The sequence below is a fragment of the Pseudoalteromonas sp. 1_2015MBL_MicDiv genome, assembly GCF_002407505.1.
Taxonomy (GTDB): Bacteria; Pseudomonadota; Gammaproteobacteria; order Enterobacterales; family Alteromonadaceae; genus Pseudoalteromonas; species Pseudoalteromonas fuliginea.
Genome location: NZ_CP012737.1, coordinates 369,004 through 394,989, shown reverse-complemented (window position 1 = coordinate 394,989; position 25,986 = coordinate 369,004). Strand labels below are relative to the sequence as shown.

Here is a 25,986-nt window from a genome sequence, read left to right as displayed (position 1 = left end):
GAAATTAATACTAACTAAGTTTACCCAAAATCCATAAGTTTAACAGTCTATTTACGCCAAATTGGTAACTTAATTGTGACGGATGATTTATTTGCCAATGCGCAATGTCAGCTCTTGCGCCAACCTTTAAAACACCACGCTCATCTAACCCTAGAGCCTTAGCTGCATTTCGAGTAACACCAACTAATGCTTGCTCAGGTGTTAATCTAAATAATGTGCACGCCATGTTCATCATCAAGTGCACTGAACATAGGGGAGATGTACCTGGGTTAAAATCACTCGCAATAGCTATCGGTACTTTATATTGATTAAGTAATTCAATAGGTGGGAATTTAGTTTCTCTTAAAAAATAAAATGCGCCTGGCAATAACACCGCTACCGTCCCAGCGTCTGCCATAGCTTTTACACCCTCTTCGTCAAGATGCTCTATATGATCCGCCGAAAGGCCATTAAACTGCGCCACCAGCTCAGCACCATGTTGATTAGATAACTGTTCAGCATGGCATTTTACTGGGAGGTTATGCTTTTTAGCTGCCTGGAAAACGCGTTTGGTTTGCGAATAATTAAAGCCTACATTTTCACAAAATACATCGACTGCATCAGCAAGATTATTAGCCACTACCTGATCAAGCATGTCAGTACATACCAAATCAATATATTCATCAGCACGGCCTTTGTATTCAGGCGGTAGAGCATGCGCCCCTAAAAAAGTAGTTTTAATATCAATAGGGTGATGTTCACCTAATAAACGAGCGACTTCTAATATTTTTATCTCGTTTTCAGTATCTAGTCCATAACCCGACTTTATTTCAACGGTGGTTACACCTTCTTTTGACAACGTATTTAAGCGATCTTTTGCATCAACAAATAGCTGTTCACGATCGGCTGCTCTTGTGGCTTTAACCGTACTTGCTATGCCACCGCCTTGTGCTGCGATTTGCTCATAACTTACACCCTGCAAGCGCTGTTCAAACTCTTGCGATCTTGAACCTGCAAATACTAAGTGCGTATGACAGTCTATTAGGCCCGGCGTTAACCATTGTCCTTTTACACTCAATGTCGGCGTTGCAAACACATCAAAACTAGGCAATATTGATTGCTCTCCAATCCACGCAATTTTACCATTTTTAATGGCTATAGCAGCATTTCTAATTGCGCCATAAGGGGCATTTATATTGCTATCCATAGTGGCAATATTGGCATCAGTTAAAAGTAAGTCGATTTCTTCTAACTCATAATTTTGTGTTGTACTTTGCATATTGCAGCCCTTTTCACACCGTGAATAATGAAAATATAGTCTAACAACCCATCTTGTATATACAAGATAATTGTGTCATCTTATTATATAGTTTATTTTTAATGTAACCATAAATTTAATGACGACACCTAAATTTGCGCAAATAAAACAATTCATTGTTGATAAAATTCGCAGCGGTACGTGGCAAGAAAACCAACGTGTTCCCTCTGAAAACGAACTAAGTAGTCAATTTAGTGTAAGCAGGATGACAGCCCGCAGAGCACTAAGCGAATTAACCGAGGCAGGTATTTTAACCCGCAGCCAAGGGTTAGGTACATTTGTAGCTACATTTAAATCGCAGTCATCGTTACTTGAAATAAAAAATATTGCTGATGAAGTAAAAGAGCGTAACGGCAACTACACCTGTAGCGTACTCATACTCGAATCAATAAATGCAATCGCACCTATTGCCATTGCACTTGGTGTTGAGGTTGACAGTGTTGTATATCGAAGTGTACTTGTGCATAACGAAAACGACAGCCCTTTGCAGCTAGAAGAGCGTTTTGTAAATCCTGCCCTTGCGACTGGCTACTTACAACAAGACTTTAGCATGCTTACACCTCATGAATATCTATCTAGTGTTGCCCCACTTACCCAAGCAAGGCATACCGTAGAGGCTATTATGCCAAACAGCGAAATGTGCCAATGGTTAAACTTATATAACGAAGAGCCATGCTTACAAGTTATTCGACGCACATGGTCTATTAACGGCATTGTAAGCTTTGCGCGCCTTGTATCACCAGGCAGTAAATATCGCTTAGGTGGTCACTTAACATTTAAAAAATAACAAACAATAGCGCTTACTGCGCTTTTTTTATAACAAATCACCTTGTATATACAACAGGAGAAAAACATGAACAACCGACTCGACACAAGTCGCGTAATACGTGCACCTCATGGCGATAAAATAAGTGCTAAAAGCTGGCAAACTGAAGCAGCTAAGCGCATGCTAATGAATAATTTAGACCCTGAAGTAGCAGAACATCCTCATGCACTTGTTGTATATGGTGGTATTGGCCGAGCGGCTCGTGATTGGCCAAGTTATGACAAAATTATAGAAACCCTCGATAGACTCGAAAGCGACGAAACCCTGCTTGTACAATCAGGAAAACCCGTTGGTGTATTTAAAACCCACAGTAATGCCCCTCGCGTGCTTATTGCTAACTCAAATCTTGTTCCACACTGGGCAAATTGGGAGCACTTTAATGAGCTCGATAAAAAAGGCTTGATGATGTACGGGCAAATGACGGCGGGTTCTTGGATTTATATTGGCTCGCAAGGCATAGTACAAGGAACTTACGAGACCTTTGTAGCTATGGCAAAGCAACACTTTGCAGGTAGCGCTAGTGGTAAGTGGGTATTAACAGGTGGTCTTGGTGGTATGGGCGGTGCGCAACCACTTGCAGCTACAATGGCTGGCTTTAGTGCACTGGTTGTTGAATGTGATGAAAGCCGTATCGATTTTCGTATAAAAACAGGCTACGTTGATGTAAAAGCAACAAGTCTTGAACACGCACTGCAATTAATAACCGATGCATGTGTTAAAGGTAAAGCCCTCTCAGTGGGTTTACTAGGTAACGCTGCCGATATTTTTAGTACACTGGTTAAAACAGGCATTACCCCTGATGTAGTCACAGATCAAACATCTGCTCACGACCCATTGAATGGTTACTTACCACAAAACTGGACAATGGAGCACGCTGCAAAAATGCGTGAGCAAGATCCAAAAGCCGTAGTAAAAGCTGCTAAACAATCAATGGCAGTCCAAGTTAAAGCTATGCTGGCACTACAAAAAGCCGGTGCCGCCACTACTGATTACGGTAATAATATTCGTCAAATGGCGTTTGATGAGGGTGTTACCAACGCATTTGATTTTCCTGGATTTGTACCTGCCTATATTCGCCCTTTATTTTGTGAAGGTATTGGACCATTTAGATGGGTAGCATTATCGGGCGACCCTGAAGATATATATAAAACCGACGCTAAAGTAAAAGAGCTTATTCCTAATGATGCACATTTGCATAACTGGCTTGATATGGCGCGGGAACGCATACAATTCCAAGGTCTACCTGCACGTATTTGCTGGGTTGGGCTAAAAGATAGAGCACGCCTTGCATTGGCCTTTAATGAAATGGTTAGAAATGGCGAACTTAAAGCCCCTATAGTTATTGGTCGCGATCACCTCGACTCTGGCTCAGTTGCCAGCCCTAACCGCGAAACAGAGAGCATGAAAGATGGCTCAGATGCAGTGTCGGATTGGCCATTACTCAACGCACTGCTTAATACCGCAAGTGGCGCTACTTGGGTGTCACTTCATCATGGTGGCGGTGTAGGCATGGGATTTAGTCAGCACTCTGGTGTAGTTATTGTTGCCGATGGTACTGATGAAGCTAAAGAGCGTATTGCTCGCGTACTGTGGAATGACCCTGCAACAGGTGTAATGCGCCATGCTGATGCCGGATACGACATAGCAAAAAACTGCGCTAAAGAACAAAATTTAGACCTACCTATGTTAAACGAGGAATGATCATGTTCGAACTTACTCTCACACCCGGATCACTTGATTTAAACACACTAAGAAAAATTAATAATTCAGCGGTAAAGTTAAGCCTTGCAAAACATGCCGAGTCGCAAATAGCAGCAAGCGCGCAAACCGTTCAAAACGTTATTAATGAACACCGCACTGTATACGGAATTAACACCGGCTTTGGATTATTAGCCAATACCAAAATTGCCGACGACGAACTTGAATTATTACAGCGTTCCATTGTACTTTCACACGCTGCAGGTATTGGCGAATACATGGATGACAGTACAGTAAGGTTAATGATCATCTTAAAAGTAAATTCGCTTTCGCGCGGCTACTCGGGTATTCGCCTGCAAGTAATCCAATTTTTTATGCAGCTGCTTAGTAGCGAAGTATATCCATGCGTGCCTAAAAAAGGATCCGTGGGGGCATCGGGAGATTTAGCCCCTCTTGCGCATATGTGCCTACCTTTATTAGCTGAAGGTCAAATGCGACATAAAGGAGAAATAATTAGCGCAGCACAAGGGTTAAAAATAGCGGGACTTGAACCCATAACACTTGCAGCCAAAGAAGGCTTAGCATTATTAAATGGTACACAAGCGTCGACTGCGTTTGCACTTCAGGGGCTATTTAGAAGCGAGAACTTATATGCACAAAGCTGCGTTATCGGCTCAATAAGCATAGAAGCTGCAATGGGCAGTCGCGCGCCATTTGATGCACGTATTCATGATATTCGTGGTCAGCGCGGACAAATAGACACCGCTCAAGTATTTAGAGACCTACTCGATACGCACTCTCAAATTAGTGATTCCCACGTCAATTGTGAAAAAGTACAAGATCCATACTGCCTTCGCTGCCAACCTCAAGTGCTAGGTGCTTGCCTAACTCAGATACGCCAAGCCGCAGAAGTGTTGCTATGCGAGTCAAACGGTGTAACCGACAATCCCCTAGTTTTTGCCGATGTAGGCGACATTATATCGGGCGGTAACTTTCATGCAGAACCCGTTGCAATGGCCGCCGATAACTTAGCTATCGCAATTGCCGAAATTGGCGCATTAGCAGAAAGGCGAATTGCATTACTTATCGATTCAAATCTATCCAAATTACCGCCATTTTTAGTTGAAAACGGCGGTGTAAATTCAGGATTTATGATTGCCCAAGTTACCGCCGCAGCGCTTGCGTCAGAAAACAAATCATTAGCGCATCCGGCTTCGGTCGATAGCTTGCCTACATCTGCAAATCAAGAAGATCATGTTTCTATGGCAACCTTTGCAGCAAGGCGCTTAGATGAAATGGCCAATAATACCCAAGGTGTTTTGGCAATAGAATGGTTAGCATCGGTTCAAGGGCTAGAATTTAGAAAGCCGCTTGAACCATCAAATAAAGTGCAAAGCGCTAAAGCGTTGTTACGCGAACATGTGAGTTATTATGATAAAGACCGCTACTTTGCTCCCGATATCGAAGCTGCTAATACATTACTAAGTGAAGGTAAGCTATGCGACTTCATAGAGAGCAGTCCCCTGCCTTCAGCATATTAAATACCGTGCTGATAGCTAAACCCTAAGGCTTCAATGGCTGAGCCTAATACTTTGCGCTCAGCCGAATCAGTTCCTGTAAACGTTGGCATTTCACCACCATGTTGCTGACACTTCATCGCGTAATATTCAGCTTTTGTGGGGTGCGCAGGATTAACCACATTATAAATATTTTGCCCTACTTGCCAGTGCTCTATCACCGCAAAAATAGCATTAATTACATCTTGTTGATGCACCATATTTACTACTTGCTCACTTGATGTATTGAGCTCTTTGCCTGCCACAAAACGCCCCGGCTCTCTATTAGGCCCTAGCAAGCCAGCTAAACGAAGTACTTTGCCATCTTGTTCAAGCACTTGCTCTTCAGCTTCATAGAGCTTTATTTGGCGCTCGTTTGTGCATGAAATATCGCTACTTTCGCTATACACACCAGGCTCTTGATCGTATACCCCGGTTGATGAGCACAATAAAAAGCCCTTTGCGTTTAACTCCTTTGAAAGCTTAAGCGCTGCGGTGAGTGTTTCAGGATAATTACTTTTACTGTGCCTGCTACGTGGTGGAATAGCACATACCCAATAAGCATCTTGTAAATCAATTTGATGTGTTAGTTGTCCATCTTCAAGTGCAAACTGACGTTCAAAATCAAACTCGTGTATATCTGTTCTATGCGTTCCTTGTACTTGCCAATCAGCTTTTTGCGCACTTACGCATAAAGCATGTCCTAACCAACCTGCACCTAATACTACCAATTTATTGCTTTTATTTTTCATTTTCACCTAAACCTTTATTTTATAAGGAAAACAAGTGTAAAAACCTAACTTTAATTCAAATTAAAACTAGATATGATTATAACCACTCTACTAAATCAAAAGCGTATGTGCACTGATGTAAAAAATTATTTTACAAAAACCAATCAATCATTTTTGAAGTATTGTTGTTGGTTAATCAAATATATTAGGTGCAAAAATAGCGCGTTTAGAATTCATATCCATGCGTTAAATTTAAGCATGAATGCCCCCCCTTGTTTTTAATTTATTTAGCACCATATCTTTACAGTTCGCTACTATTTTTACTGTAATTGGGTAATACAAAGTTATTTTTACGAACCAGATCAAATTTTTCGATTTTATATACAGATCTTTTTATTGAGATAGTTTGTTGTTTGGCAGAGTCTGGTATAGTAGCGCACGTAATAAACAGTGCTTTTTAGCGGTTTAATACAAAATTGCTAATTAATATGTTCTAAGTGTTACTTAAAAGCATATATTAATTACCAATTATTAAAAATGGGTTAGCCGATACTCGGCTGACAAAGAATACATTGTAACGGTTTTATCATGATATCTAATTTATTTACCAAGCTTTTTGGTAGTCGCAATGACCGCACTATTAAAAACTTTAGAAAGACGGTCGCGCTAATTAATGCGCTAGAAACGCAACTTGAAGCGCTTTCTGATGAAGATTTAAAAGCTAAAACAGCCGAGTTTAGAGAACGTTACGATAACGGGCAAAGTCTAGACGATATTTTACCTGAAGCCTTTGGCGTGGTGCGTGAAGCGTCAAAACGCGTTAATGGCATGCGCCATTTTGACGTACAGCTATTAGGCGGCATGGTTTTACATGAAGGCCGCATCGCAGAAATGCGTACTGGTGAAGGTAAAACACTTACAGCGACTTTACCTGCTTATTTAAATGGTTTAACCGGTAAAGGCGTTCACGTAATTACCGTGAATGACTATCTTGCTAAGCGTGATGCCGAAACAAACCGTGCGTTGTTTGAATTTTTAGGCCTTACTGTAGGCTGTAACGTACCTGGTATGATGCCACAGCAGAAAAAGTTAGCGTACACTGCTGATATTACTTACGGTACAAATAACGAATTTGGTTTTGACTATCTTCGTGACAACATGGCTTTTAGCATTGATGAACGAGTTCAACGTCCATTATTCTATGCTGTAGTCGATGAAGTGGATTCAATCTTAATTGATGAAGCACGTACCCCCCTTATTATTTCAGGCCCAGCTGAGGATAGCTCTGAGCTATACACTGAAATAAATACCATCGTGCCTTTACTTGAACTTCAAGAAAAAGAAGACGAAGAAGGTATTGAAGGCGACGGCGATTACACGATTGATGAAAAGTCTAAGCAAGTTCATTTAACAGAACGCGGTCAAATTAAAGTAGAAGAGCTACTTACTGAGCGCGGCTTAATTGAAGAAGGCGATTCGCTTTATTCAGCAGCAAGCATTACGCTACTAAGCCATGTTTATGCCGCCCTTCGTGCTCATAAGCTATACCAAAAAGATGTTGATTACGTTGTAAAAGAAAACGAAGTAATCATTATCGATGAGCATACGGGTCGTTCAATGGAAGGTCGACGTTGGTCAGAAGGTTTACACCAAGCTGTTGAAGCTAAAGAAGGTGTGAAAATTCAAAATGAAAACCAAACGCTTGCCTCTATTACGTTCCAAAACTACTTCCGTTTATACGAAACATTAGCAGGTATGACAGGTACTGCCGATACTGAAGCATTTGAATTTCAGTCAATCTACGGCCTTGATACCGTTGTTATGCCAACTAATAAGCCGATGGTTCGTGACGATCGCGCCGATTTAGTTTACCTAACGCAAGAAGAAAAATACGAAGCTATTTTAATTGATATTAAAGATTGCCAAGAGCGCGGACAACCTGTGCTAGTTGGTACTATTTCAATTGAAAGCTCTGAGTATCTATCGCAGTTTTTACGCAAAGAAAAAATTAAGCACAACGTACTTAATGCTAAATTTCATGCGCAAGAAGCAGATATCGTTTCAGACGCTGGCCTACCAGGTACAGTAACAATTGCAACAAACATGGCCGGTCGTGGTACCGATATCGTGTTAGGTGGTAACTGGAACAGTGAAGTTGAAAAACTTGAAAACCCGACTGATGAACAAATAGCTGAAATTAAAGCCGCTTGGAAAATTCGCCATGATGCAGTAATTGATGCTGGTGGTTTACATATCATTGGTACTGAACGTCACGAATCTCGTCGTATAGATAACCAATTACGTGGTCGTTCTGGTCGTCAAGGTGATGCTGGTTCAAGCCGTTTTTACTTATCGATGGACGATGCGCTAATGCGTATATTTGCCGGTGAGCGTATGACTAACATGATGCGTAAATTAGGCATGCAACGCGGTGAAGCAATTGAACATCCATGGGTTAACCGTGCGATTGAAAATGCACAGCGTAAAGTAGAAGCACGTAACTTTGATGTACGTAAGCAACTACTTGAGTACGATGATGTAGCAAACGATCAACGTCGTGTTGTTTACTCTCAGCGTAACGAACTACTTGAAGAAGGCGATATTTCAGAAACTATTACTGCAATTCGTGGTGACGTACTTAGCAATACAATTGATCAGTACATTGCACCGCAAAGCCTTGCTGAAATGTGGGATATTCCTGGCCTTGAAGAGCGTTTAAAACAAGACTTCTTAATTGAGTTACCTATTACTCAGTGGTTAGCAGATGACAATAAGCTATACGAAGAAAAGCTTCGTGAGCGTATTGAGCAGGCGGTTGAGCAGTCATACAAGCAAAAAGAAGAGCAAGTTGGCGATTCTGTTTTACGTCAATTCGAAAAAGCGATTATGCTACAGAGCCTTGATCAGCATTGGAAAGATCACCTGGCTGCTATGGATCATTTACGCCAAGGTATTCATTTACGTGGTTACGCGCAAAAGAATCCTAAGCAAGAGTACAAGCGTGAATCGTTTGAGCTGTTCTCCGAAATGCTTGAAAACTTGAAAGTAGATGTTGTAAGCATTCTAAGTAAAGTACAAGTACGCGCAGAAGAAGATGTTGAAAAAGTAGAAGAGCAACACCGTAAAAGTGAAAATGCTCCTCGCGAATACCAACATGAAGAAGCTGAGCACGTAGGTGGCGAAGCGCCAGAAACAGCGACAGTAATGGCTCGTACAGAACCAAAAGTAGGTCGTAATGACCCTTGTCCTTGTAAATCAGGTCAAAAATTCAAACAGTGTTGCGGTAAATTAAAATAACCCAATATTGTCAGTAGCTTATTAAAAAGCGGCGCTAGCGTCGCTTTTTTTTATGGAGTTTTAAAGTAATGACTATAGAAATTGTACATGTAGCTGTTGGTGTTATTAAGAAAAATAACGCTATATTCATTTGTAAACGTGCAGATGAACAACATCAAGGCGGTTTATGGGAATTTCCTGGTGGTAAAGTCGAAGCTGGAGAAAGTGTGTTTGTTGCACTTAAACGCGAGCTTATTGAAGAAGTTGGACTAACCATTCACAGCTCTAGCCAATTGATGGTGATTGAACATGACTACGGCGATAAATGCGTTAAATTAGATGTGCACGTAGTAAGTAACTTTAGCGGTGAGGCACATGGCGCTGAAGGGCAACCTAGCGAATGGGTAGCAATTAGTGAATTAGAAAATTATGATTTCCCTGAAGCGAATGCTGAAATTATCGAAAAAATAGTTGCCCGATACGCATAAAAAAAGGGCATAGGTGAGCACAATGAATATCTCAATACAAAATAAGCTAAGCGAACTGTTAACACTGCCCCCTGAGCTAACTCAAGTTAGTGCGATTGGTAGCGGTCATATAAATAGTACATGGCTACTTACAAGTATTGATAAACAATTTATTGTGCAAAAACTTAATACCGAGGTATTTAAAAACCCTGCTCAGTTAGTGAATAATGCAAAACTGATTGAGCAGCATTTAAATGCTAAACAACTGCAAAATAATTACCCTCTTGAAATAATCAAACATATAACTACACAAAACGACGAACACTTAATAAAAATTGATAATGCGTATTATCGCGTCCTTAACTATATTAGCGGTAGCTACAGCGAAGACGTTGTTAAAAATACCCAGCAGAGCGAGCAAGCGGCTTACGCCTTTGGCGTATTTGCTCATGCATTACAAGATTTTAATGCGCAACAGCTACACACTGTAATCCCTGATTTTCATAACTTAGCGATGCGCTTTGAGCAATTAAATACCGCAATCACAAATAACTCTGTAAATAGAGTAAAGCACTGCGCTGACGAAATAGAATATTGCTTAACGCAGCAGCATTTAATTACTGAGCTTAGTCAGGTAGCTAAGCAAATACCGCTTAGAGTGTGTCATAACGATACAAAAATAAATAATATGCTGTTTTGTAATACAACTCACAATGCAAAAGCAGTTATTGATTTAGACACCTGCATGGCAGGATTTTGGCTTTATGACTTTGGTGACATGGTACGTACATTTTGCTCCCCCGAAGCCGAGGATTCAACAAACTTACACAACGTTGTTATTCGAAAAGGTATATTTTCAGCCATTGTTAAAGGCTATGTAACGCCATTAAAAAGCAGCATGAGTATACTAGAGCAAGAAAGCTTATTATTAGGCGCTAAAATAATGCCGCTTATGTTGAGTGTGCGCTTTTTAACTGATTACTTAAATAACGATGTGTACTTTAAAGTATCTCATGCAGAGCATAATTTAGAGCGAGCACAAAACCAACTCGCGCTTTATAAAAACATACTGAGTAACGAAGAATGGATGCACGCGTGCTTAGTCGATGAACAAATTCAAGATACAAAAAAACCAGTAAGCTAAAAACTTACTGGTTTTTTGTTATTTATAGCAATGAAATTACCAGATTTTTACGCGATCTTCTGGTTTGATATACATTTTATCACCTTCTTTTACGTCAAACGCTTCGTAAAACTCAGGCATGTTCGACAAGATACCGATTACACGGTAGTGGCTTGGTGAATGAGGGTCTGTTAATAAACGATTACGTAACTCTTCATCGCGGTAGTTACGACGCCAGATTTGTGACCAACCCATAAAGAAACGTTGATCGCCTGTGTAACCATCTATCACGGGTGCTTTTTTATCACCTAAAGAGAGCATATACGCTTTATGCGCAACGGTTAACCCACCTAAGTCACCAATGTTTTCGCCAAGCGTTAGCTCACCATTAACACTTGCATCTTCAAATGGTTTATATTCGTTATACTGTGCAACTAAAGCCGCTGTACGCTCTTCAAATTGCTTAAGGTCAGTCTCACTCCACCAGTTACGTAAGTTACCGTCACCGTCGTATTTAGCACCTTGGTCGTCAAAACCATGACCAAGCTCATGCCCAATTACCGCGCCAATTGCGCCGTAGTTTACAGCATCATCCGCTTCTAAATTAAAGAATGGCGGTTGTAAAATAGCGGCTGGAAATACAATTTCATTGTTTACTGGGTTGTAATACGCATTGACTGTTTGCGGAGTCATGTGCCACTCAGAGCGATCAACTGGTTTACCCAATTTAGCAATCATATCTGCGTATGCCCATTCGCTATAACGGATGTAATTGCCTACTAGCTCGTCTGAGTTAATCTCTAGCTCTGAGTAATCTTTCCACGTGTCTGGGTAACCAATCTTAGGCGTAAATTTGTCTAACTTTTCTTTCGCTGCAAGCTTTGTTTCAGGGCTCATCCACTCAAGATTTTCAATAGCAACGCCATAACCTTTAATTACGTTATCAACTAATTCTTCCATTCGTGCTTTAGCTTCTGGCGGGAAGTTATCTTTAACGTATACCTTACCTAAAATTTCACCAAGTACACTGTTAGATGCATCAACCGCTTGCTTCCAAAGAGGTGCTTGTTCTTTTACGCCACGAAGTGTTGTGCTGTAAAAGTCAAAGTTAAGGTTAACTAAATCTTCGCTAAGTAGCTCTGCATAACCACTTACAAAATGAAATTTTAAGTAGTTTTTCCACGTCGCTAAATCAGTATCTTTATAAATAGTAGCAAGTGCTTCTAAGTAGCTTGGTTGACGTACAATAATATCACTTGCACTCACACCTGCATCTTTAAAGAATGCAGCTAAATCAAGGTCGCCCATCAACTTGCTTGCGTCTGCTACTGTCATCTTGTTATAAGATTTAGTTGCATCACGGCTTTGCACACGGCTCCACTGAGCATCAGCTAGTGTATTTTCAAATGCAAGTACGCTCTTGGCAGCTTCTGCTGCATTTTTAACGCCTGATTTTGCTAAAACATCTGTGATGTATTGCTCGTAAGAAGCACGAATTTTAGTGAATTTTTCGTCATCATTTAAGTAATAATCACGATCTGGTAAACCAAGACCCGACTGAGATAAATACAATGCATACTCGCTCGAGTTTTTAGCATCGTTATTTACAAACCAACCAAACGGTAAAGTACCGCCTTGTTTTTGAATTTTAGCCATTAAACCCACTAAGTCAGCTTTAGATTTAACGCTATCAATCGTATCTAATGACGGTTGTAATGGCGTAATACCTAGCTCATTACGCGCAGATTGATTCATGTAGCTTTTATAAAATGCGCCAATTTTATACTCATCACTGCCTTTTTTAGCGGCCTTATTCGCGGCTGCGTTTTCAAGGGCAATTTTCATCGCTTTTTGTGACTCATCATATAGCTGCGAAAAAGAACCGTAGTTAGACTTATCACCTGGTATTTCAGTTTTTGCTAACCACTGTCCATTTACATGATAATAAAAATCGTCTTGTGCGCGTACTGAACTATCCATATTCGCTAGTTCAATACCAAGCTCTAGTGGCTTTTCAGCGGGTGCTGTTACTACAGGAGTATCGGTTACTTTAGCTTCTTGTTGTTTTTCACCACAACCTACTAGACCAAGTGCAAGCGCTATGCTCGCAGCGGCCATTGTTACTTTATTCATAATGATTCCGTTTGTTAGTTAGAATTAAATCATACCAATCTGCTTATGTATGGGGTCTAATTAACGTTAAGAAAATTACGCTAGAACTAGGCAAAAGTTTTTGTATCTAGTTGTTCTAAATAAAAAATTTTTAACGACGTTATAGTGCAATTTAATTCGTTAAATTGATCAAAGATTTATGCAGGTTGGTATCACATACCAACTCCATTAAATTCTTGAATATAGCAGGAGTAAAAATAGCACTGCCTGTACGCTTTTACTTAATGGAATGGGTATCAAGGGAGCTTTAAATAATAAAGCACACCACGCAGTATCATAAACCTCATTAGACCAACAATAAAATGGAATATGTAACAAAGTATTTTGAATGCGGTGAGCTGCAAAAATAGCCCTACCAATAACAATATAGTAGGTGGCTAAGGCTAACTTTTATTCTTCCCGTGGAGCGCTAAACGCTCTAGTTTTTCTTTTAATGAAGGGGGGGCAGAAGCCGCTATCGCATTTAAGTAATTAGCGGTTTGCTCACTCATTTTCCGAGAGTTGGTAACTGTAGGGCTGCCCGATTTATTCGCGGTACTTAATCGCTGAGTTGCTTGAGGATTTGCAGTTATTTTTATTTGTCCAAGCTCTGCCATTCCAGCAGCTCTAAAGTGTGAAAGCATATCCATTTTTAAATAATTAAGCCTAAGCGCGATAGGCGCAGACACGGCTTCTATCATTAGCGTGCCGTCTCGGTAATTACTAACTCGGCATTTATCACCCAATTTAGGGCCTAAAAAATCTTTTAATAAGGTTTGCTGTGTATCAAGTGCTTGGCTTTTTCCTGCATAAGCCGATAAACGATTATTTAACCCCGCCATAATATCGGTTAGCGGTTTTGGTGCATATCTATCTTTAGCCATTTTACACCTCGTAAAAACTCACTTAGACCCAGAGATAATACTCTGAGTCTAAGTATACACTGCGTATTAATACTACGCGCCGGCTATTTGCATTTGCTCTATTAGTACTGAGCCTGTTTGAATACCACCACGGCGTTCTATATCACCACCAATGGCAGAAATACCTTTAAACATGTCTTTTAAATTACCAGCAATAGTAATTTCACTTACCGGATATTGAATTTCACCATTTTCAACCCAAAAACCTGCAGCACCACGAGAGTAGTCACCCGTTACGGTATTTACGCCCTGCCCCATTAGCTCTGTAACTAATAAGCCAGTACCCATGGTTTTTAATAGTGCAGTTAAATCGTTATGAGTTTGCTCAACGAGCCAGTTATGTATACCGCCCGCATGCCCTGTTGGGGTCATGTTCATTTTACGCGCAGCATAACTTGCTAATAAATAAGTTTGTAACTCGCCGCCTTGAATTATTTCTCTATCGAATGTTTTAACACCTTCGCTATCAAACGGAGACGATGCCAACCCTTTTAAAATATGTGGGCGCTCAGCAATATTCACACAATGACTAAATACCTGAGTGCCTAAGCTATCAAGTAAAAAACTTGATTTACGATAAAGCGCGCCACCACCAATTGCCGACACCAAGTGACCAAACAATGAATTTGCAATATCTGCTCTAAAAATAACAGGCACTTTCATTGTGCCTAACTTTTGGCTGTTTAATTTAGCTAAGGTTTCAGCTGCCGCTTCAAGACCCACTGCCGCAGCATCATTTAAACCAGCCTGATCGCGAGCAACTGTATAAGCAGAGTCGCGCTGCATGTGTTCGCCATCTTTACCTATTACCATATTACTAATACTATGACGAGTGCGCGGAAAACCTGCAATTAAACCGTGGCTGTTACCATAAACACGTAATCCCTGATGCGATGAAAAACTCGCACCATCAGAGTTAACAATACGCTCATCCGCATTTAATGCAGCTTGCTCAGCAGCATGACAAAGCTCAATGCCTTCCTCAGGACTTACATCCCAAGGATGATATAAATCTAAATCTTTAGGATTAAATTCAAGTAACTCATTATCAGCAACGCCGTTGAATGGATCATCCGATGTAAATTTGGCTATATCAATCGCTTTTTCAACTACCGTGCGCAATGTTTTTGGATTTAAATCAGCCGTCGACGCCGAACCTTTATTGTTACCAACATATACACTAATGCCTAAGCCGCCATCTTGGTTAAACTCAATGGTTTCTACTTCACCCATTCGTGTGCTAACCGATAAACCAGACGTGCTAGACATAGCAGCTTCTGCAGCTGTAGCACCTAATTTTTTAGCATGTTCGAGTACTTCTGATACCGCATCTTTAACTTGCGATATTTGAGAATAAATTGGATCGTTTTGTTGGCTTTTCATAAATTAAGTCCTGAGCCTTAGAGGCATAATGCACGCATTTCTTATATTTAAATGCTAACACACTCAATGCATCACATCAGCTAATATTCCTAAGTATCATATTCATGTATAATGGTAAAAGTTATTTTTATTTAAGAGCACCCCATGGCAAAGAAAAAAGGCAAGCCTGCTGAAATTGAAGAAGAAATTGAATATATATCAAGAACGGAGCTTAAGCGCGAAGCGCAAGAGTTTCATCAGTTAGGTACTGAAATAGCCAAAATGGGTAAAAAACAGCGCGAACGCCTGCCATTAAATGACGATTTAAAAGCAGCAATGGTTGTTGCTGATAAAATTAGCAATAAAAGCGACGCGTACCGCCGTCACTTAAACTACATTGCTAAAACGTTGCGTACTGTTGAAAACATTGACGCGATTAGAGCGATTATCGATGTAATGCTTAATAAAAATAACCAAGCTGAAGTATTGGTCAAAAAAATTGAGCAACTACGTTCAGATTTAATTGAGCAAGGCGATGACCTTATCAATGAGACGATTGAACAGTTTCCATCTCTTGATCGCCAACAAATGCGCCAATTAGTTCGTAATGCGGCAAAAGAAGCGAAAGCTGAAAAGCCGGGTAAAGGTTATAAAGAGTTATTTCAATATCTCAAAGATGCCCATACTGTTACGTATTAATTAGACCGCATTAATTGATATTTTATTAAAAAAGGTGCTTCGGCACCTTTTTTGTTATAGATCAAACCGACTTACTGAGTACTTTTTTATAATCCCCCCCTAGATAAATACTTAGGTGCGCGTGATGATTAAACTTCCACAATGGGATCAAACCCTAATAAACAAATATAATGTGTCTGGCCCGCGTTATACCTCGTATCCCACTGCTTTATCACTGAGTGACGGGTATCAGCAACAAGACCTACTAAGCGCTATAGAATCATCAACAAGTCGCTCTCTTTCTTTATATATTCATATCCCGTTTTGTAGCCAGCTTTGCTACTACTGTGGTTGTAATAAAATAATCACACGCCACCAATCTAAAGCAGATATTTATCTCGACTTTTTAGCAAAAGAAATTATCGCTCAGGCTCATTTATTTAAAAACTACACGGTTGAGCAATTGCATTTAGGTGGCGGTACTCCCACCTTTTTAACCGCAAAACAAATGACCCGTTTAATTAAGCTTTTAGAGCAGCACTTTAATTTTACACGCACGACAGAGCGCGGCATTGAAATAGACCCACGTTCACTTGCCGATAATATGCTTGTTGATTTAAGAATGCTTGGCTTTAATCGTGTCTCGTTTGGTATTCAAGACTTTAACGACGACGTGCAACTTGCTGTTAATCGCCCGCAAAATGCAGATACCGTTAAGCAATTAATTACACAAGCTCGCGAGTTGGGGTTTCAATCTATTAATGCAGATATGATTTACGGGCTTCCTCTGCAAACGCCAGAGAGCTTTAAGAAAACTATAGAGCAACTTATTGAGTTAAGCCCTGACAAAGTATCAGTGTTTAACTACGCGCATTTACCAGAGCGCTTTGCTGCACAGCGTAAGATTAAAGATGCAGATTTACCCAGTGCTCATAATAAGCTCACCATGTTTAAAAATACGCTGGAGCAGATGACGCAAGCAGGCTATCAATTTATTGGTATGGACCATTTTGCAAAAACTGATAATGAACTAGCTGTTGCGCAAAATGAAGGCAAGTTACATCGTAACTTTCAAGGTTATACAACCCATGGAAATTGTGATTTATTAGGTTTAGGCGTGTCATCAATTTCACAAATTGGCACCGCCATTTTACAAAATCAAAAAGAATTAAAACATTATTACCACAACGTAGAAACACAAAGCGGTAGTGCTCTTAATAAAGGAATGCACTTAACACATGATGATGTAATTCGTGCTGATGCAATTAAACAGCTCATTTGCCAATTTGAATTAGATATACAAGACTTTAGTGAAAAACACGCGCTTATATTTAATGACTACTTTGAGGATGCATTAGTAGCGCTGGCGCCACTTATAAAAGATGAACTAGTCACTATAATTGATAATAAAATTAGCGTAACACCACGCGGAAACTTATTCATTCGTATTATTTGTATGTGCTTCGATGCTCACTTACAAAAACAAATTAACGCAACGCGCTTTTCAAGGGTGATTTAGCCTGAACTCTGGATAATAAATACATCGGCACAAAAAAAGCAGACCTAGGTCTGCTTTTTGTATTTAAGTTGTAGCTTTAATTAAAAACGACTTTATCGCTACCTGGAGCGGCTTTAAACTCGATAATAATTTTAGCGCAATCCGCTTTAACTTCATCTTTAAGTGTTTTTTCAGCTTGCCAGCGAGCCTTATCTAGCTTAAAAATCTCTTTTTTAGAGTATTTTTTACGTGCATCGTGCGTCGGCATCTCTTTAACTACCTGGTACATTTGATGAATGCCAGGATACAGCGCCGTTAAATCACGCTCGCTCTCAAAGCCATATTGAGACATAAGTACCCAAATACGTAAACAGCCTTCAGAAAACTCACACTGCTCTTCATTCATTGCACGCGCAATTAAATGAATACTATCGGCTAGTTTTGCATTTCGCTCTAAGCGAGACTTTTCAAGCTTTTGCTTTTTCTCAGTCTGCGCCTTCGCAATTAACTTTTTTTGCGCATTTAACTTATACAATAACTGACCTGCATAAAATGCCAAGCCAGCTATAATAGCAGCGCCTAAAAGTAAGGCTAAAATTACCGCGGTACTCATTAATTACCCTTATTAATTACTTGTCTTCTTCATCATCTAGCCATTCATTTGCTAGATCATTTGATAAATACTGATCAAAGTCAGAATTTGACTTGTCTTCATCACTAAAGTCATCTTCAAGCTCTGGTTCATCTTCGTCTTCAAGACCTAACAATTCACATAAAACTTGATGACGAGCAATGCGGCTATTAAAATATTTAGCATCTTTGCCTGTTAGTAATTCACCACCTTCATGGCGCTCAACTAATTTAAGTAAACGCACATCGTTCTCAAGCGCTTCAAGCTCTTGCTCTGGTGTAAACTCTGGCTGTACAACTTTTTTAAGCTCAATAGTTGGCTTCAGGTTACGTTTCATTTCTACTTTTGGTTCAACAGCAGTTGCAACCAATGGCACTGGTTTTTTACTACCAATACGCTTATCTCTAGAACCTGATTGTGAATTTTGGCTATCACCATTTAATGCATCCGGTGCATTACGCGAACCAGGCTTAGCGCCTTTGGTTTTTTTAACTCGTTGCTCTTTTAACGCACGCATCTCTTTAAGCTTATCTTGGCTTAAACGTACAGGTCCATTTGCTGGGCTTTTGCGTGACTTTTTCGTTCTACTCATATCTTGATCGTCTCACTTAAGAGGTTTTGAGCGAGGCGCAAATTAATGGGCATCGCAATGCTGGCATAGCCAGAAGAATTCAGTTTGCGCTTCAGAGGTTGGGCTTCTCTGTGTTATAGCGCCTAAACTAGCTTACTGCTAGTTATTAAACGGTGGGTATTGTAACAGGACAAATAAAAAGGCGGTAGAGAAAACATCTCTACCGCCTGCTAATCTGAGCGCCATTATCTGGACACTTCTCCCTTCGACTTTTTTAGTCTTTATTATTTTTATTATTATCAGTCCGTATTGTTATTATTTTTACGTTCCTTGTAGCATTCCATTTTGTTTTTATTATTAAACTTCCATGAATTTTTATTATTATCGGTCTTCCTGACTCTTTTTTATTATTTCCTTTAGTAGCACCAATCTTGTGCTATGTAGTCGTGCCGCGCTACTTTCCTTATAGCTATTTCCGTTTTTTTATTGTTTTTTTGCGACAGGGGTTAATCTACTCGTTAATAATTTTGTTACAACTAATTTATATCTTTTTTCTTACACTACATACATTAACAAATTTAACTTATTTTAAATTACAATGAGTTAATGAAAAAAAAATATTTAAAATAAGACTTTTCTCACACCACTGCATGGTCAATGTCTTACAAAGCATAACGGTAATATCGCTAATTTCGGACACAAAAAAAGCAGCTTAAGCTGCTTTTTTATACATATTGTAGTCTATTCATTAATTAAAAATAAATAAATACGACTTTAGTGTAAACCACCTAAGTACTGAGAAAGTACTTCAATGTCTTTATCTGTTAATTTTTTTGCAATATCGCCCATCATGCCATTTAGGTCATTATGACGAGTACCATCACGGAATTTTTCAAGTTGAGACTTGATGTATCCTGGATGCTGAAAAGAAATTTTTGGAAACTTAGCAAGTGACGAACCGTTACCACGTGGACCATGACATGCTGCACATGATGGAATTCCACGCTCTGCATCGCCTGCTTTAAAAAGCATTTCGCCAACATCAACGACATCTTTAGGTGTAGCACCTTCGGTCATGTTCATTGAAGAAAAATAAGCTGCTAGATCTTTCATGTCTTGCTCGCTAAGTGGCATAGCCATAGCGCTCATTACTGGATCCATACGCCCTTCTTTGCCGCCTGACGTCATACCTAATTTTAAATCCTGCAGTTGCTTAAGGATATAATCTGGATGTTGACCTGCAATTTTAGGGTAAATATTAACCGGCGCATTACCGTCTGGGCCGTGACAAGCCGCACACGTTGCTGATTTTTCTTTACCTGCGTTTACATCGCCATCAAATGCTGTTGCGTTGCTTGCTGACAACGCACCAAGCAATATTGTTAAAGATAGTGCTATTTTTTTCATGGTGAATTCTCTGTTTCCGACCCTGTATCATCTACAATCGTGATGCTGTAATACATATATTCTACACGATAATAAATTCTCTGGCACGTTTTCTACACATATTAAGCTTATAATTTACAGGGTTTTGACTTAGATTAAGCTTTAACATGTTTTAAATGTACCATAGGTACTGTTTTTAGGTGCTTAAATACGCTTTTTAATACATCCTTTATAGTATAAAATACGTGCCCTGAGTGAATTTGGTTTACTCAACGTTATTTTTTTAAGTTTTAGGAGAGCCTGTGCTCAAATCTCGTATCAAATATAATACTGCGTCTTTCGTAACAAGCGCTCCCGACATTACTAAATTACCTGCTGATACGGGAATTGAAGTTGCGTTTGCCGGTCGTTCCAATGCAGGTAAGTCGAGTGCATTAAATGCATTAACCGATCAAAAGCTAGCACGTACAAGTAAAACACCTGGGCGTACCCAGCTAATCAATACATTCGATTTAGCGGATGTTGACGATATGCGCCTTATCGATTTGCCAGGCTATGGCTTTGCTAAAGTACCAATCGAAATGAAAAAGAAATGGCAAAAGTCGTTAGGCGAATACCTACAAAAGCGTCAAAGCTTAAAAGGTATTGTTATTTTAATGGATATTCGTCATCCATTAAAAGACTTAGACCGTGATTTAATTAATTGGGCAATTGGTAGTGAAATTCCAGTATTAGCACTATTAACTAAAGCCGACAAACTAAAGCAAGGCCCTCGTAAATCACAAGTACTGCAAGTTCGCCGTGAATTAAGCACGCTTGATGGGGATATTACAGTTCATGCATTTTCATCATTAAAAGGCACGGGTTTACCAGAAGTAGCTAAAAAGCTAGATGAATGGTTTTTAGGACCTGTGATTGCTATACCACCTACTGATGAAGTAGTCACTGACGAAACTAACCCAGAAGCTTAAGATCTGGTGTTAGGATAAATAAAACTGCTCTTTGGCAGATTTAATAAAATAGCCGAGCTTATCAGACTCGGCTTTTTCAGCCCACTGATAAAATACACTGCGTGAAACTCGCGCACTACACCCATACGGTAGCTTTAAATAAGGCACCTTTGAACCTTTGTAGTCTTTTATATGCAAGGGCTGCTGAGCGCTCACCAGCCACTGCCTAGCTAGATTATCAATACAACACAACACCTGTCCTTGCGCTGTATTTTCAAAACGCCAATCAACAATAATAAACGGCGCATCATCAACCGTTATTGTTATTTTTTCGACAGGTGTTTTTAAATAAAATTGCTCACCTTCTTTACACAATACAGAAGCAAACAACTTCACCATGGCTGGGCGTGTTATTTCGCTGCCATCGTAAAACCATTTCCCCTCATGATTAATAACAATTGGCAGCTCCCCACAATGGTTAGGCTGCCAACTATCAAAAGGTTTGCTTGGCTCGCTTAATTGCTTGCTAAGTTCACTTAAAGAAATCACTGTTTTTTAAGTGTAATTGCAAACGTAACAGGTACTGCTGTTGCAATTGAAGGTAAACCCGCTAATTTTTGCAGTTGTTTAACGCCTTCAGTTACACCAAAATCACTACTATTAATAATAATAGGTGTTAATGATGATACGGTTAAATCGCCACTTTGCGTGCTATTAACGAGTACATCAATAGCCAATGATTTTTTATTACCATGAAAATCAAGTTCCGCTTCAATACCTTTCAATACATATTGACCAGATTTTTTAAGATTACTCAGCTCTTTAGTTAAATTTGCAGTTAAAACAGCATTGGGGAATTTAGCTGCTTCAAATAATATTGCTGTTAAACGCTCATTACGAATAGGAATTAGAGTTTCGGCTGATGTTAAATCAACATTAACGCTAAACTCACCTTTATCAGAAAGCATACCTTCAAGGTTAGTAAAATGGTGAGCTTCAGCAATCGAATCTTTTTTAATTGAAACAAAGCTTAGTTGGCTTTTATCATTCACTAGCTGCCAATCGGCCTGAGCAACATTAGAAATAACTAAACTTGATAAAGAAAAACCTGCAATAGCTAATGCTTTAAACATAACGCACTCCTTAGTAATAAAATGAAAATAATAATATTACTTTGATGGTATCACCTGCGATGTACCCAAACCACCTCGAAATGACGAATGAATAATACAATAGGTATAGCGCAATAAATAATTTTTTAGATAGGATTTTCCGGTGTAAAACAAAAAACGGCCCACCAAACAAGTTGGTAGGCCGGTATAGCAAACTGGGGAGAAGCTATCAATTTGTTGCACCCTTTCAGATGCATCATCAACAGGATGTCCTACAGGATAGGACAGGCGGGACTTTAACAAAAGCACGCATTAAAATACAATCATATTCCTGTAAAATAGCTCGAATTGACGAACATATAACGATTTAATACAAATAGTTGCTTAAATTAACCTTATTTTAACTAAAGCTTGCACATAGCTAATTGAATCGCTGTTATTCGCCCTTTTACTTAAACATAAAAAAAGCGCCAAAAGGCGCTTTAATTAAAATGCTCAAATTGCATTAATGGGCTTGTTCCCAGTTGTCACCCTCGTCGGCTTCAACAATAAGTGGCACATCAAGCGCTGCAGCTTGCGACATCAGTTCACAAATATGTTTTGTATATTCTGGTGCGCAGTCTGTTTTAATTTCAAATACTAATTCATCGTGTACTTGCATTAGTAGCTTAATCGTATTTGGCGCCTGTTCGTGTACCCAACGGTTAACACTCAGCATTGCTTTTTTAATAATATCGGCGGCAGTACCTTGCATTGGTGCGTTTATAGCAGCACGTTCGGCTCCTTTCCTGCGCGCGCCATTACGTGCGTTTATTTCTGGTAAATGTAGGCGGCGACCAAATATTGTTTCAACATAGCCATTTTCAGCTGCTTTTTCGCGTGTTGTTTCCATGTACTCTAATACACCTGGAAAACGCTCAAAGTATTTATCTATGTAATGCTGCGCTTCATGGCGTGGCACATCTAGTTGACGTGCTAAACCAAATGCCGACATACCATAAATTAAGCCAAAGTTTACTGCTTTCGCCTTGCGGCGCATATCGGTAGTTACATCATCAAGCTCTACACCAAATACTTCAGCGGCAGTTGCACTGTGTACATCTAAGCCGTTAGCAAATGCATTTAATAAACCTTTGTCTTGTGAAAGGTGCGCCATAATGCGCAGCTCAATTTGACTATAATCGGCAGCGACAATTTTATAACCATCTGCAGCTATAAACGCTTCACGAATTCGACGCCCTTCTTCTGAACGAATAGGAATATTTTGTAAATTAGGATCGGTTGAACTCAAGCGCCCCGTTGCAGTAATTGCCTGATGATAAGACGTATGTACACGCTGGGTTTTCTCATTCACCATTAATGGTAATTTATCGGTGTAAGTTGATTTAAGCTTTGATAAACCACGATGCTCTATAATTACTTTAGGTAGTGGATAATCATGAGCAAGCTCTTGCAATACTTCTTCTGCGGTAGAAGGTGCACCTTTAGGTGTTTTTTTGATGATAGGCAGGCCAAGCTTTTCAAACAACAATACTTGTAGTTGCTTAGGAGAGCTTAAATTAAATGGTTCGCCTGCTATTTCAAATGCTTCTTTTTCAAGTTCAATTAAACGCTCGCCTAATCGTTGGCTGTGCGCTGCAAGCATATTGCTATCTATTGCTACACCGGTTCGTTCAATATCAGAAATCACACTAACAAGTGGCATTTCTATATCTTCGAATACGGATTTTAGCTTTTCATCAGCCGCTATTTTTGGCCAAAGCACTTCATGTAGGCGCAAAGTAATATCGGCATCTTCTGCAGCATAAGGCGCAGCTTTTTCAAGTTCAATTTGGTTGAAGGTAAGTTGCTTTTTACCTTTGCCAGCAATATCTTCAAAGCTAATATTTTTATGGCCTAGATATTTAAGTGCTAGCGAGTCCATATCATGGCGTGTACCCACACTATTAAATACGTATGACTCAAGCATGGTGTCAAACTTAATACCATTTAGCGCAAAACCTGCATTCGCTAATACACTTTTGTCGTATTTAAGGTTTTGCCCTACTTTAGCTTTGTTTTCATCGGCCAAAATTGGACCTAGCTTTTGCATTACAAATTCAAGGCTTAGTTGATCAGGCGCACCTGGGTAGTCATGCGCTAGAGGTAAATACACAGCTTCACCCGCTTTTACGGCAAAACTCATACCCACTAATTGCGCTTTCATGTAATCAAGGCTGGTAGTTTCTGTATCAAATGCAAATAACTCGGCACTATTTAATTGCTCTATTAACGTATCAAATTGCGCTTGCGTTAAAATAGTTTCGTAATGAGCATCTTCTACTTTTGGTAATTCAGTGGCTTCGGTAGGTACAGCTAGATGTGTTTCTGCATCTTTAGGGTTATCTAGCAACTCAGCTAACCAACGACGGAATTCGCACTCACCATATAGTGCAATTAATTCGTCTTTATTTGGCTCTTGTAGTTTGAACGTATCAAGATCTGATTCGACTTCAACATCGCACTTAATTGTTGCAAGCTCGTAGCTTAAAGGCAGATGATCGAGAGCTGCAGCTAACTTTTCACCTATTTTACCCTTGATCTCACTTGCGTGATCCATTACACCTTGCAACGAGCCATATTTTTCTAACCACTTAACCGCCGTTTTAGGCCCACAACCTTCAACACCAGGGATGTTATCGACCTTATCGCCCATTAATGCTAAGTAATCAATAATAAGTTCAGGACCTACACCAAACTTTTCAACCACAGTAAGGGGATCTGAAATACTGTCGGTCATCGTGTTTATGAGCGTAACGTGTTCATTTACAAGTTGCGCCATATCTTTATCACCAGTGGAGACGAGTACATGTCGTTTTTGCTCTGATGCTATACGTGCAAATGTGCCAATAACATCATCGGCTTCAACACCTTCGATGCTAATTAGCGGAAAACCCATCGCTTTGATAATACTGTGTATTGGTGCTATTTGTGTGCGTAAGTCATCCGGCATAGGCGGACGATTTGCCTTATACTCGCTATACATGTCGTTACGGAATGTTTTGCCTTTTGCATCAAATATAACCACCATGTGTGAGGGATCATATTGTCTGATCAAGCTTTTAAGCATGTTGATCACGCCGTAAATAGCGCCCGTAGCCTCACCTTTAGAATTAGTTAAATGCGGCGGAGAATGATAAGCACGAAATAAATATGACGAGCCATCAACTAAAATAAGTGGGTTTTCGGGGATCTGAGCCATGGTGAATTTGGATCCTAAATGCAAAAAATTAAGGTGATTGTAAGCATGCCATAAGGTAGGAAATAAAACGACTGTGAATTATCAATCATTGTCTCATTTCAACTTGAGCAAGCTGTGGATAAGTATGTAGATAACAGCCACAAAAAATTCTTCCAAAGCATAATACAATGCCTAGAAAATACTTTAACTACATGTTTTTATTTAAAAAAGATAATACGAGGTTCTTTTTTTATTCTTTTAGACCAATGTGGAAAAAGGTTTTTTAACGACTACATCCGCTGTTACTCACTTCGATTATAGTCATCCAACCCAATAACCGGACGAGTATTCTAGCATAATGGATCAAAGATCATAGCGATCCTTTATACTTTTTTTCATTAGCTATAATCACCAAAAGATATATACCGCATTACAACTTACCTAGCGTACAATTTTCACACTGAAATTAATTTAAATAGACAATTTAGTACATGTTAAACTTCAAACTATAAGCTTAATAAATTTAATTA

General features: G+C 39.6%; 20 protein-coding genes. 9 read left to right on the top strand and 11 right to left on the bottom strand.

Annotated elements, in window-relative coordinates; genetic code table 11:
- Positions 1-10: 10 nt before the first annotated feature.
- Positions 11-1,258, bottom strand: coding sequence for an imidazolonepropionase (gene hutI / locus AOR04_RS01795; RefSeq protein WP_096792357.1), 1,248 nt, complete (start codon positions 1,256-1,258; stop codon positions 11-13).
- Positions 1,259-1,376: 118 nt separating this feature from the next.
- Here hutI and hutC point away from each other — a divergent pair, with 118 nt between their 5' ends.
- The 3 genes from hutC (at position 1,377) to hutH (ending at position 5,362) form a co-directional block, all read left to right on the top strand.
- Complete coding sequence (gene hutC, locus AOR04_RS01790; protein ID WP_096792356.1) at positions 1,377-2,084, top strand: histidine utilization repressor; 708 nt, start codon at positions 1,377-1,379, stop codon at positions 2,082-2,084.
- A 66-nt stretch (positions 2,085-2,150) separates the two neighbouring features.
- A complete protein-coding gene (gene hutU, locus AOR04_RS01785) occupies positions 2,151-3,824 on the top strand; it encodes a urocanate hydratase (protein WP_096792355.1) in 1,674 nt (557 codons plus the stop codon).
- Positions 3,825-3,826: 2 nt separating this feature from the next.
- Positions 3,827-5,362, top strand: coding sequence for a histidine ammonia-lyase (gene hutH, locus AOR04_RS01780; RefSeq protein ID WP_096792354.1), 1,536 nt, complete (start codon positions 3,827-3,829; stop codon positions 5,360-5,362).
- On the opposite strand, the gene AOR04_RS01775 is transcribed toward hutH, so the two are convergent.
- Positions 5,359-6,129 carry a hypothetical protein gene (locus AOR04_RS01775; RefSeq protein WP_007377260.1) on the bottom strand — a complete coding sequence of 257 codons (771 nt, stop codon included), beginning with the start codon at positions 6,127-6,129 and terminating at the stop codon, positions 5,359-5,361. The two genes, hutH and AOR04_RS01775, sit on opposite strands and share 4 nt — an antisense overlap.
- A gap of 567 nt (positions 6,130-6,696) precedes the next feature.
- Between AOR04_RS01775 and secA the strand changes: the two genes are divergently transcribed.
- The 3 genes from secA to AOR04_RS01760 all read left to right on the top strand — a co-directional run bounded on the left by secA (position 6,697) and on the right by AOR04_RS01760 (position 10,995).
- Complete coding sequence (secA, locus tag AOR04_RS01770) at positions 6,697-9,405, top strand: preprotein translocase subunit SecA (protein WP_096792353.1); 2,709 nt, start codon at positions 6,697-6,699, stop codon at positions 9,403-9,405.
- A 68-nt stretch (positions 9,406-9,473) separates the two neighbouring features.
- Complete coding sequence (gene mutT / locus AOR04_RS01765) at positions 9,474-9,872, top strand: 8-oxo-dGTP diphosphatase MutT (RefSeq protein WP_007582062.1); 399 nt, start codon at positions 9,474-9,476, stop codon at positions 9,870-9,872.
- 22 nt (positions 9,873-9,894) lie between these two features.
- Complete coding sequence (locus AOR04_RS01760) at positions 9,895-10,995, top strand: phosphotransferase enzyme family protein (protein WP_096792352.1); 1,101 nt, start codon at positions 9,895-9,897, stop codon at positions 10,993-10,995.
- 36 nt (positions 10,996-11,031) lie between these two features.
- Here the strand turns inward: AOR04_RS01760 and AOR04_RS01755 are convergent, their stop codons facing one another.
- The 3 genes from AOR04_RS01755 to pmbA all read right to left on the bottom strand — a co-directional run bounded on the left by AOR04_RS01755 (position 11,032) and on the right by pmbA (position 15,431).
- On the bottom strand, positions 11,032-13,107 hold the full coding sequence (locus tag AOR04_RS01755) for a M13 family metallopeptidase (RefSeq protein ID WP_096792351.1): 2,076 nt from the start codon (positions 13,105-13,107) through the stop codon (positions 11,032-11,034).
- Between the two features lie 422 nt (positions 13,108-13,529).
- Entirely contained in the window at positions 13,530-14,009 is a 480-nt protein-coding gene (locus AOR04_RS01750; protein WP_002959934.1) for a DUF721 domain-containing protein, read from the bottom strand.
- Between the two features lie 72 nt (positions 14,010-14,081).
- On the bottom strand, positions 14,082-15,431 hold the full coding sequence (gene pmbA / locus AOR04_RS01745) for a metalloprotease PmbA (RefSeq protein WP_096792350.1): 1,350 nt from the start codon (positions 15,429-15,431) through the stop codon (positions 14,082-14,084).
- Positions 15,432-15,575: 144 nt separating this feature from the next.
- Between pmbA and yjgA the strand changes: the two genes are divergently transcribed.
- Both yjgA and hemN read left to right on the top strand, forming a co-directional pair.
- Complete coding sequence (gene yjgA, locus AOR04_RS01740; RefSeq protein WP_096792349.1) at positions 15,576-16,109, top strand: ribosome biogenesis factor YjgA; 534 nt, start codon at positions 15,576-15,578, stop codon at positions 16,107-16,109.
- Between the two features lie 124 nt (positions 16,110-16,233).
- Positions 16,234-17,607: an oxygen-independent coproporphyrinogen III oxidase gene (hemN, locus tag AOR04_RS01735; protein ID WP_096792348.1), complete on the top strand. Its 1,374-nt coding sequence runs from the start codon at positions 16,234-16,236 to the stop codon at positions 17,605-17,607.
- Between the two features lie 76 nt (positions 17,608-17,683).
- Here the strand turns inward: hemN and AOR04_RS01730 are convergent, their stop codons facing one another.
- The 3 genes from AOR04_RS01730 to AOR04_RS01720 form a co-directional block, all read right to left on the bottom strand.
- Positions 17,684-18,199 carry a DUF2489 domain-containing protein gene (locus AOR04_RS01730; RefSeq protein ID WP_096792347.1) on the bottom strand — a complete coding sequence of 172 codons (516 nt, stop codon included), beginning with the start codon at positions 18,197-18,199 and terminating at the stop codon, positions 17,684-17,686.
- Positions 18,200-18,215: 16 nt separating this feature from the next.
- On the bottom strand, positions 18,216-18,809 hold the full coding sequence (gene yihI / locus AOR04_RS01725; protein WP_007377270.1) for a Der GTPase-activating protein YihI: 594 nt from the start codon (positions 18,807-18,809) through the stop codon (positions 18,216-18,218).
- Positions 18,810-19,562: 753 nt separating this feature from the next.
- Positions 19,563-20,195: a c-type cytochrome gene (locus tag AOR04_RS01720; protein WP_007377271.1), complete on the bottom strand. Its 633-nt coding sequence runs from the start codon at positions 20,193-20,195 to the stop codon at positions 19,563-19,565.
- Between the two features lie 281 nt (positions 20,196-20,476).
- Between AOR04_RS01720 and yihA the strand changes: the two genes are divergently transcribed.
- Positions 20,477-21,145, top strand: a complete 669-nt coding sequence (yihA, locus tag AOR04_RS01715) for a ribosome biogenesis GTP-binding protein YihA/YsxC (protein ID WP_008137691.1) — start codon at positions 20,477-20,479, stop codon at positions 21,143-21,145.
- 9 nt (positions 21,146-21,154) lie between these two features.
- Here yihA and AOR04_RS01710 read toward each other — a convergent pair whose 3' ends face one another.
- From AOR04_RS01710 to polA, 3 genes are all read right to left on the bottom strand, one after another.
- The gene (locus tag AOR04_RS01710) at positions 21,155-21,673 is read right to left on the bottom strand and encodes a DUF1285 domain-containing protein (RefSeq protein ID WP_096792346.1); all 519 of its coding nucleotides are present in this window, start codon (positions 21,671-21,673) and stop codon (positions 21,155-21,157) included.
- Positions 21,670-22,257 (bottom strand): YceI family protein, encoded by a 588-nt coding sequence (locus AOR04_RS01705; protein ID WP_008137693.1) that lies wholly within the window; start codon positions 22,255-22,257, stop codon positions 21,670-21,672. The genes AOR04_RS01710 and AOR04_RS01705 overlap by 4 nt, the downstream gene beginning before the upstream one ends.
- A gap of 484 nt (positions 22,258-22,741) precedes the next feature.
- Positions 22,742-25,477, bottom strand: coding sequence for a DNA polymerase I (gene polA, locus AOR04_RS01700; protein WP_096792345.1), 2,736 nt, complete (start codon positions 25,475-25,477; stop codon positions 22,742-22,744).
- Positions 25,478-25,986 lie beyond the last annotated feature (509 nt).

Bases quoted from the DNA above. Each gene is read 5' to 3' on its own strand.
- AOR04_RS01720 (WP_007377271.1), bottom strand. From the start codon at position 20,195: ATGAAAAAAATAGCACTATCTTTAACAATATTGCTTGGTGCGTTGTCA.
- hutC (WP_096792356.1), top strand. From the start codon at position 1,377: ATGACGACACCTAAATTTGCGCAAATAAAACAATTCATTGTTGATAAA.
- AOR04_RS01730 (WP_096792347.1), bottom strand. From the start codon at position 18,199: ATGAGTACCGCGGTAATTTTAGCCTTACTTTTAGGCGCTGCTATTATA.
- hemN (WP_096792348.1), top strand. From the start codon at position 16,234: ATGATTAAACTTCCACAATGGGATCAAACCCTAATAAACAAATATAAT.
- hutU (WP_096792355.1), top strand. From the start codon at position 2,151: ATGAACAACCGACTCGACACAAGTCGCGTAATACGTGCACCTCATGGC.
- AOR04_RS01775 (WP_007377260.1), bottom strand. From the start codon at position 6,129: ATGAAAAATAAAAGCAATAAATTGGTAGTATTAGGTGCAGGTTGGTTA.
- AOR04_RS01705 (WP_008137693.1), bottom strand. From the start codon at position 22,257: ATGTTTAAAGCATTAGCTATTGCAGGTTTTTCTTTATCAAGTTTAGTT.
- yihI (WP_007377270.1), bottom strand. From the start codon at position 18,809: ATGAGTAGAACGAAAAAGTCACGCAAAAGCCCAGCAAATGGACCTGTA.
- AOR04_RS01750 (WP_002959934.1), bottom strand. From the start codon at position 14,009: ATGGCTAAAGATAGATATGCACCAAAACCGCTAACCGATATTATGGCG.
- hutH (WP_096792354.1), top strand. From the start codon at position 3,827: ATGTTCGAACTTACTCTCACACCCGGATCACTTGATTTAAACACACTA.
- AOR04_RS01760 (WP_096792352.1), top strand. From the start codon at position 9,895: ATGAATATCTCAATACAAAATAAGCTAAGCGAACTGTTAACACTGCCC.
- mutT (WP_007582062.1), top strand. From the start codon at position 9,474: ATGACTATAGAAATTGTACATGTAGCTGTTGGTGTTATTAAGAAAAAT.
- AOR04_RS01755 (WP_096792351.1), bottom strand. From the start codon at position 13,107: ATGAATAAAGTAACAATGGCCGCTGCGAGCATAGCGCTTGCACTTGGT.
- yjgA (WP_096792349.1), top strand. From the start codon at position 15,576: ATGGCAAAGAAAAAAGGCAAGCCTGCTGAAATTGAAGAAGAAATTGAA.
- secA (WP_096792353.1), top strand. From the start codon at position 6,697: ATGATATCTAATTTATTTACCAAGCTTTTTGGTAGTCGCAATGACCGC.
- hutI (WP_096792357.1), bottom strand. From the start codon at position 1,258: ATGCAAAGTACAACACAAAATTATGAGTTAGAAGAAATCGACTTACTT.
- polA (WP_096792345.1), bottom strand. From the start codon at position 25,477: ATGGCTCAGATCCCCGAAAACCCACTTATTTTAGTTGATGGCTCGTCA.
- pmbA (WP_096792350.1), bottom strand. From the start codon at position 15,431: ATGAAAAGCCAACAAAACGATCCAATTTATTCTCAAATATCGCAAGTT.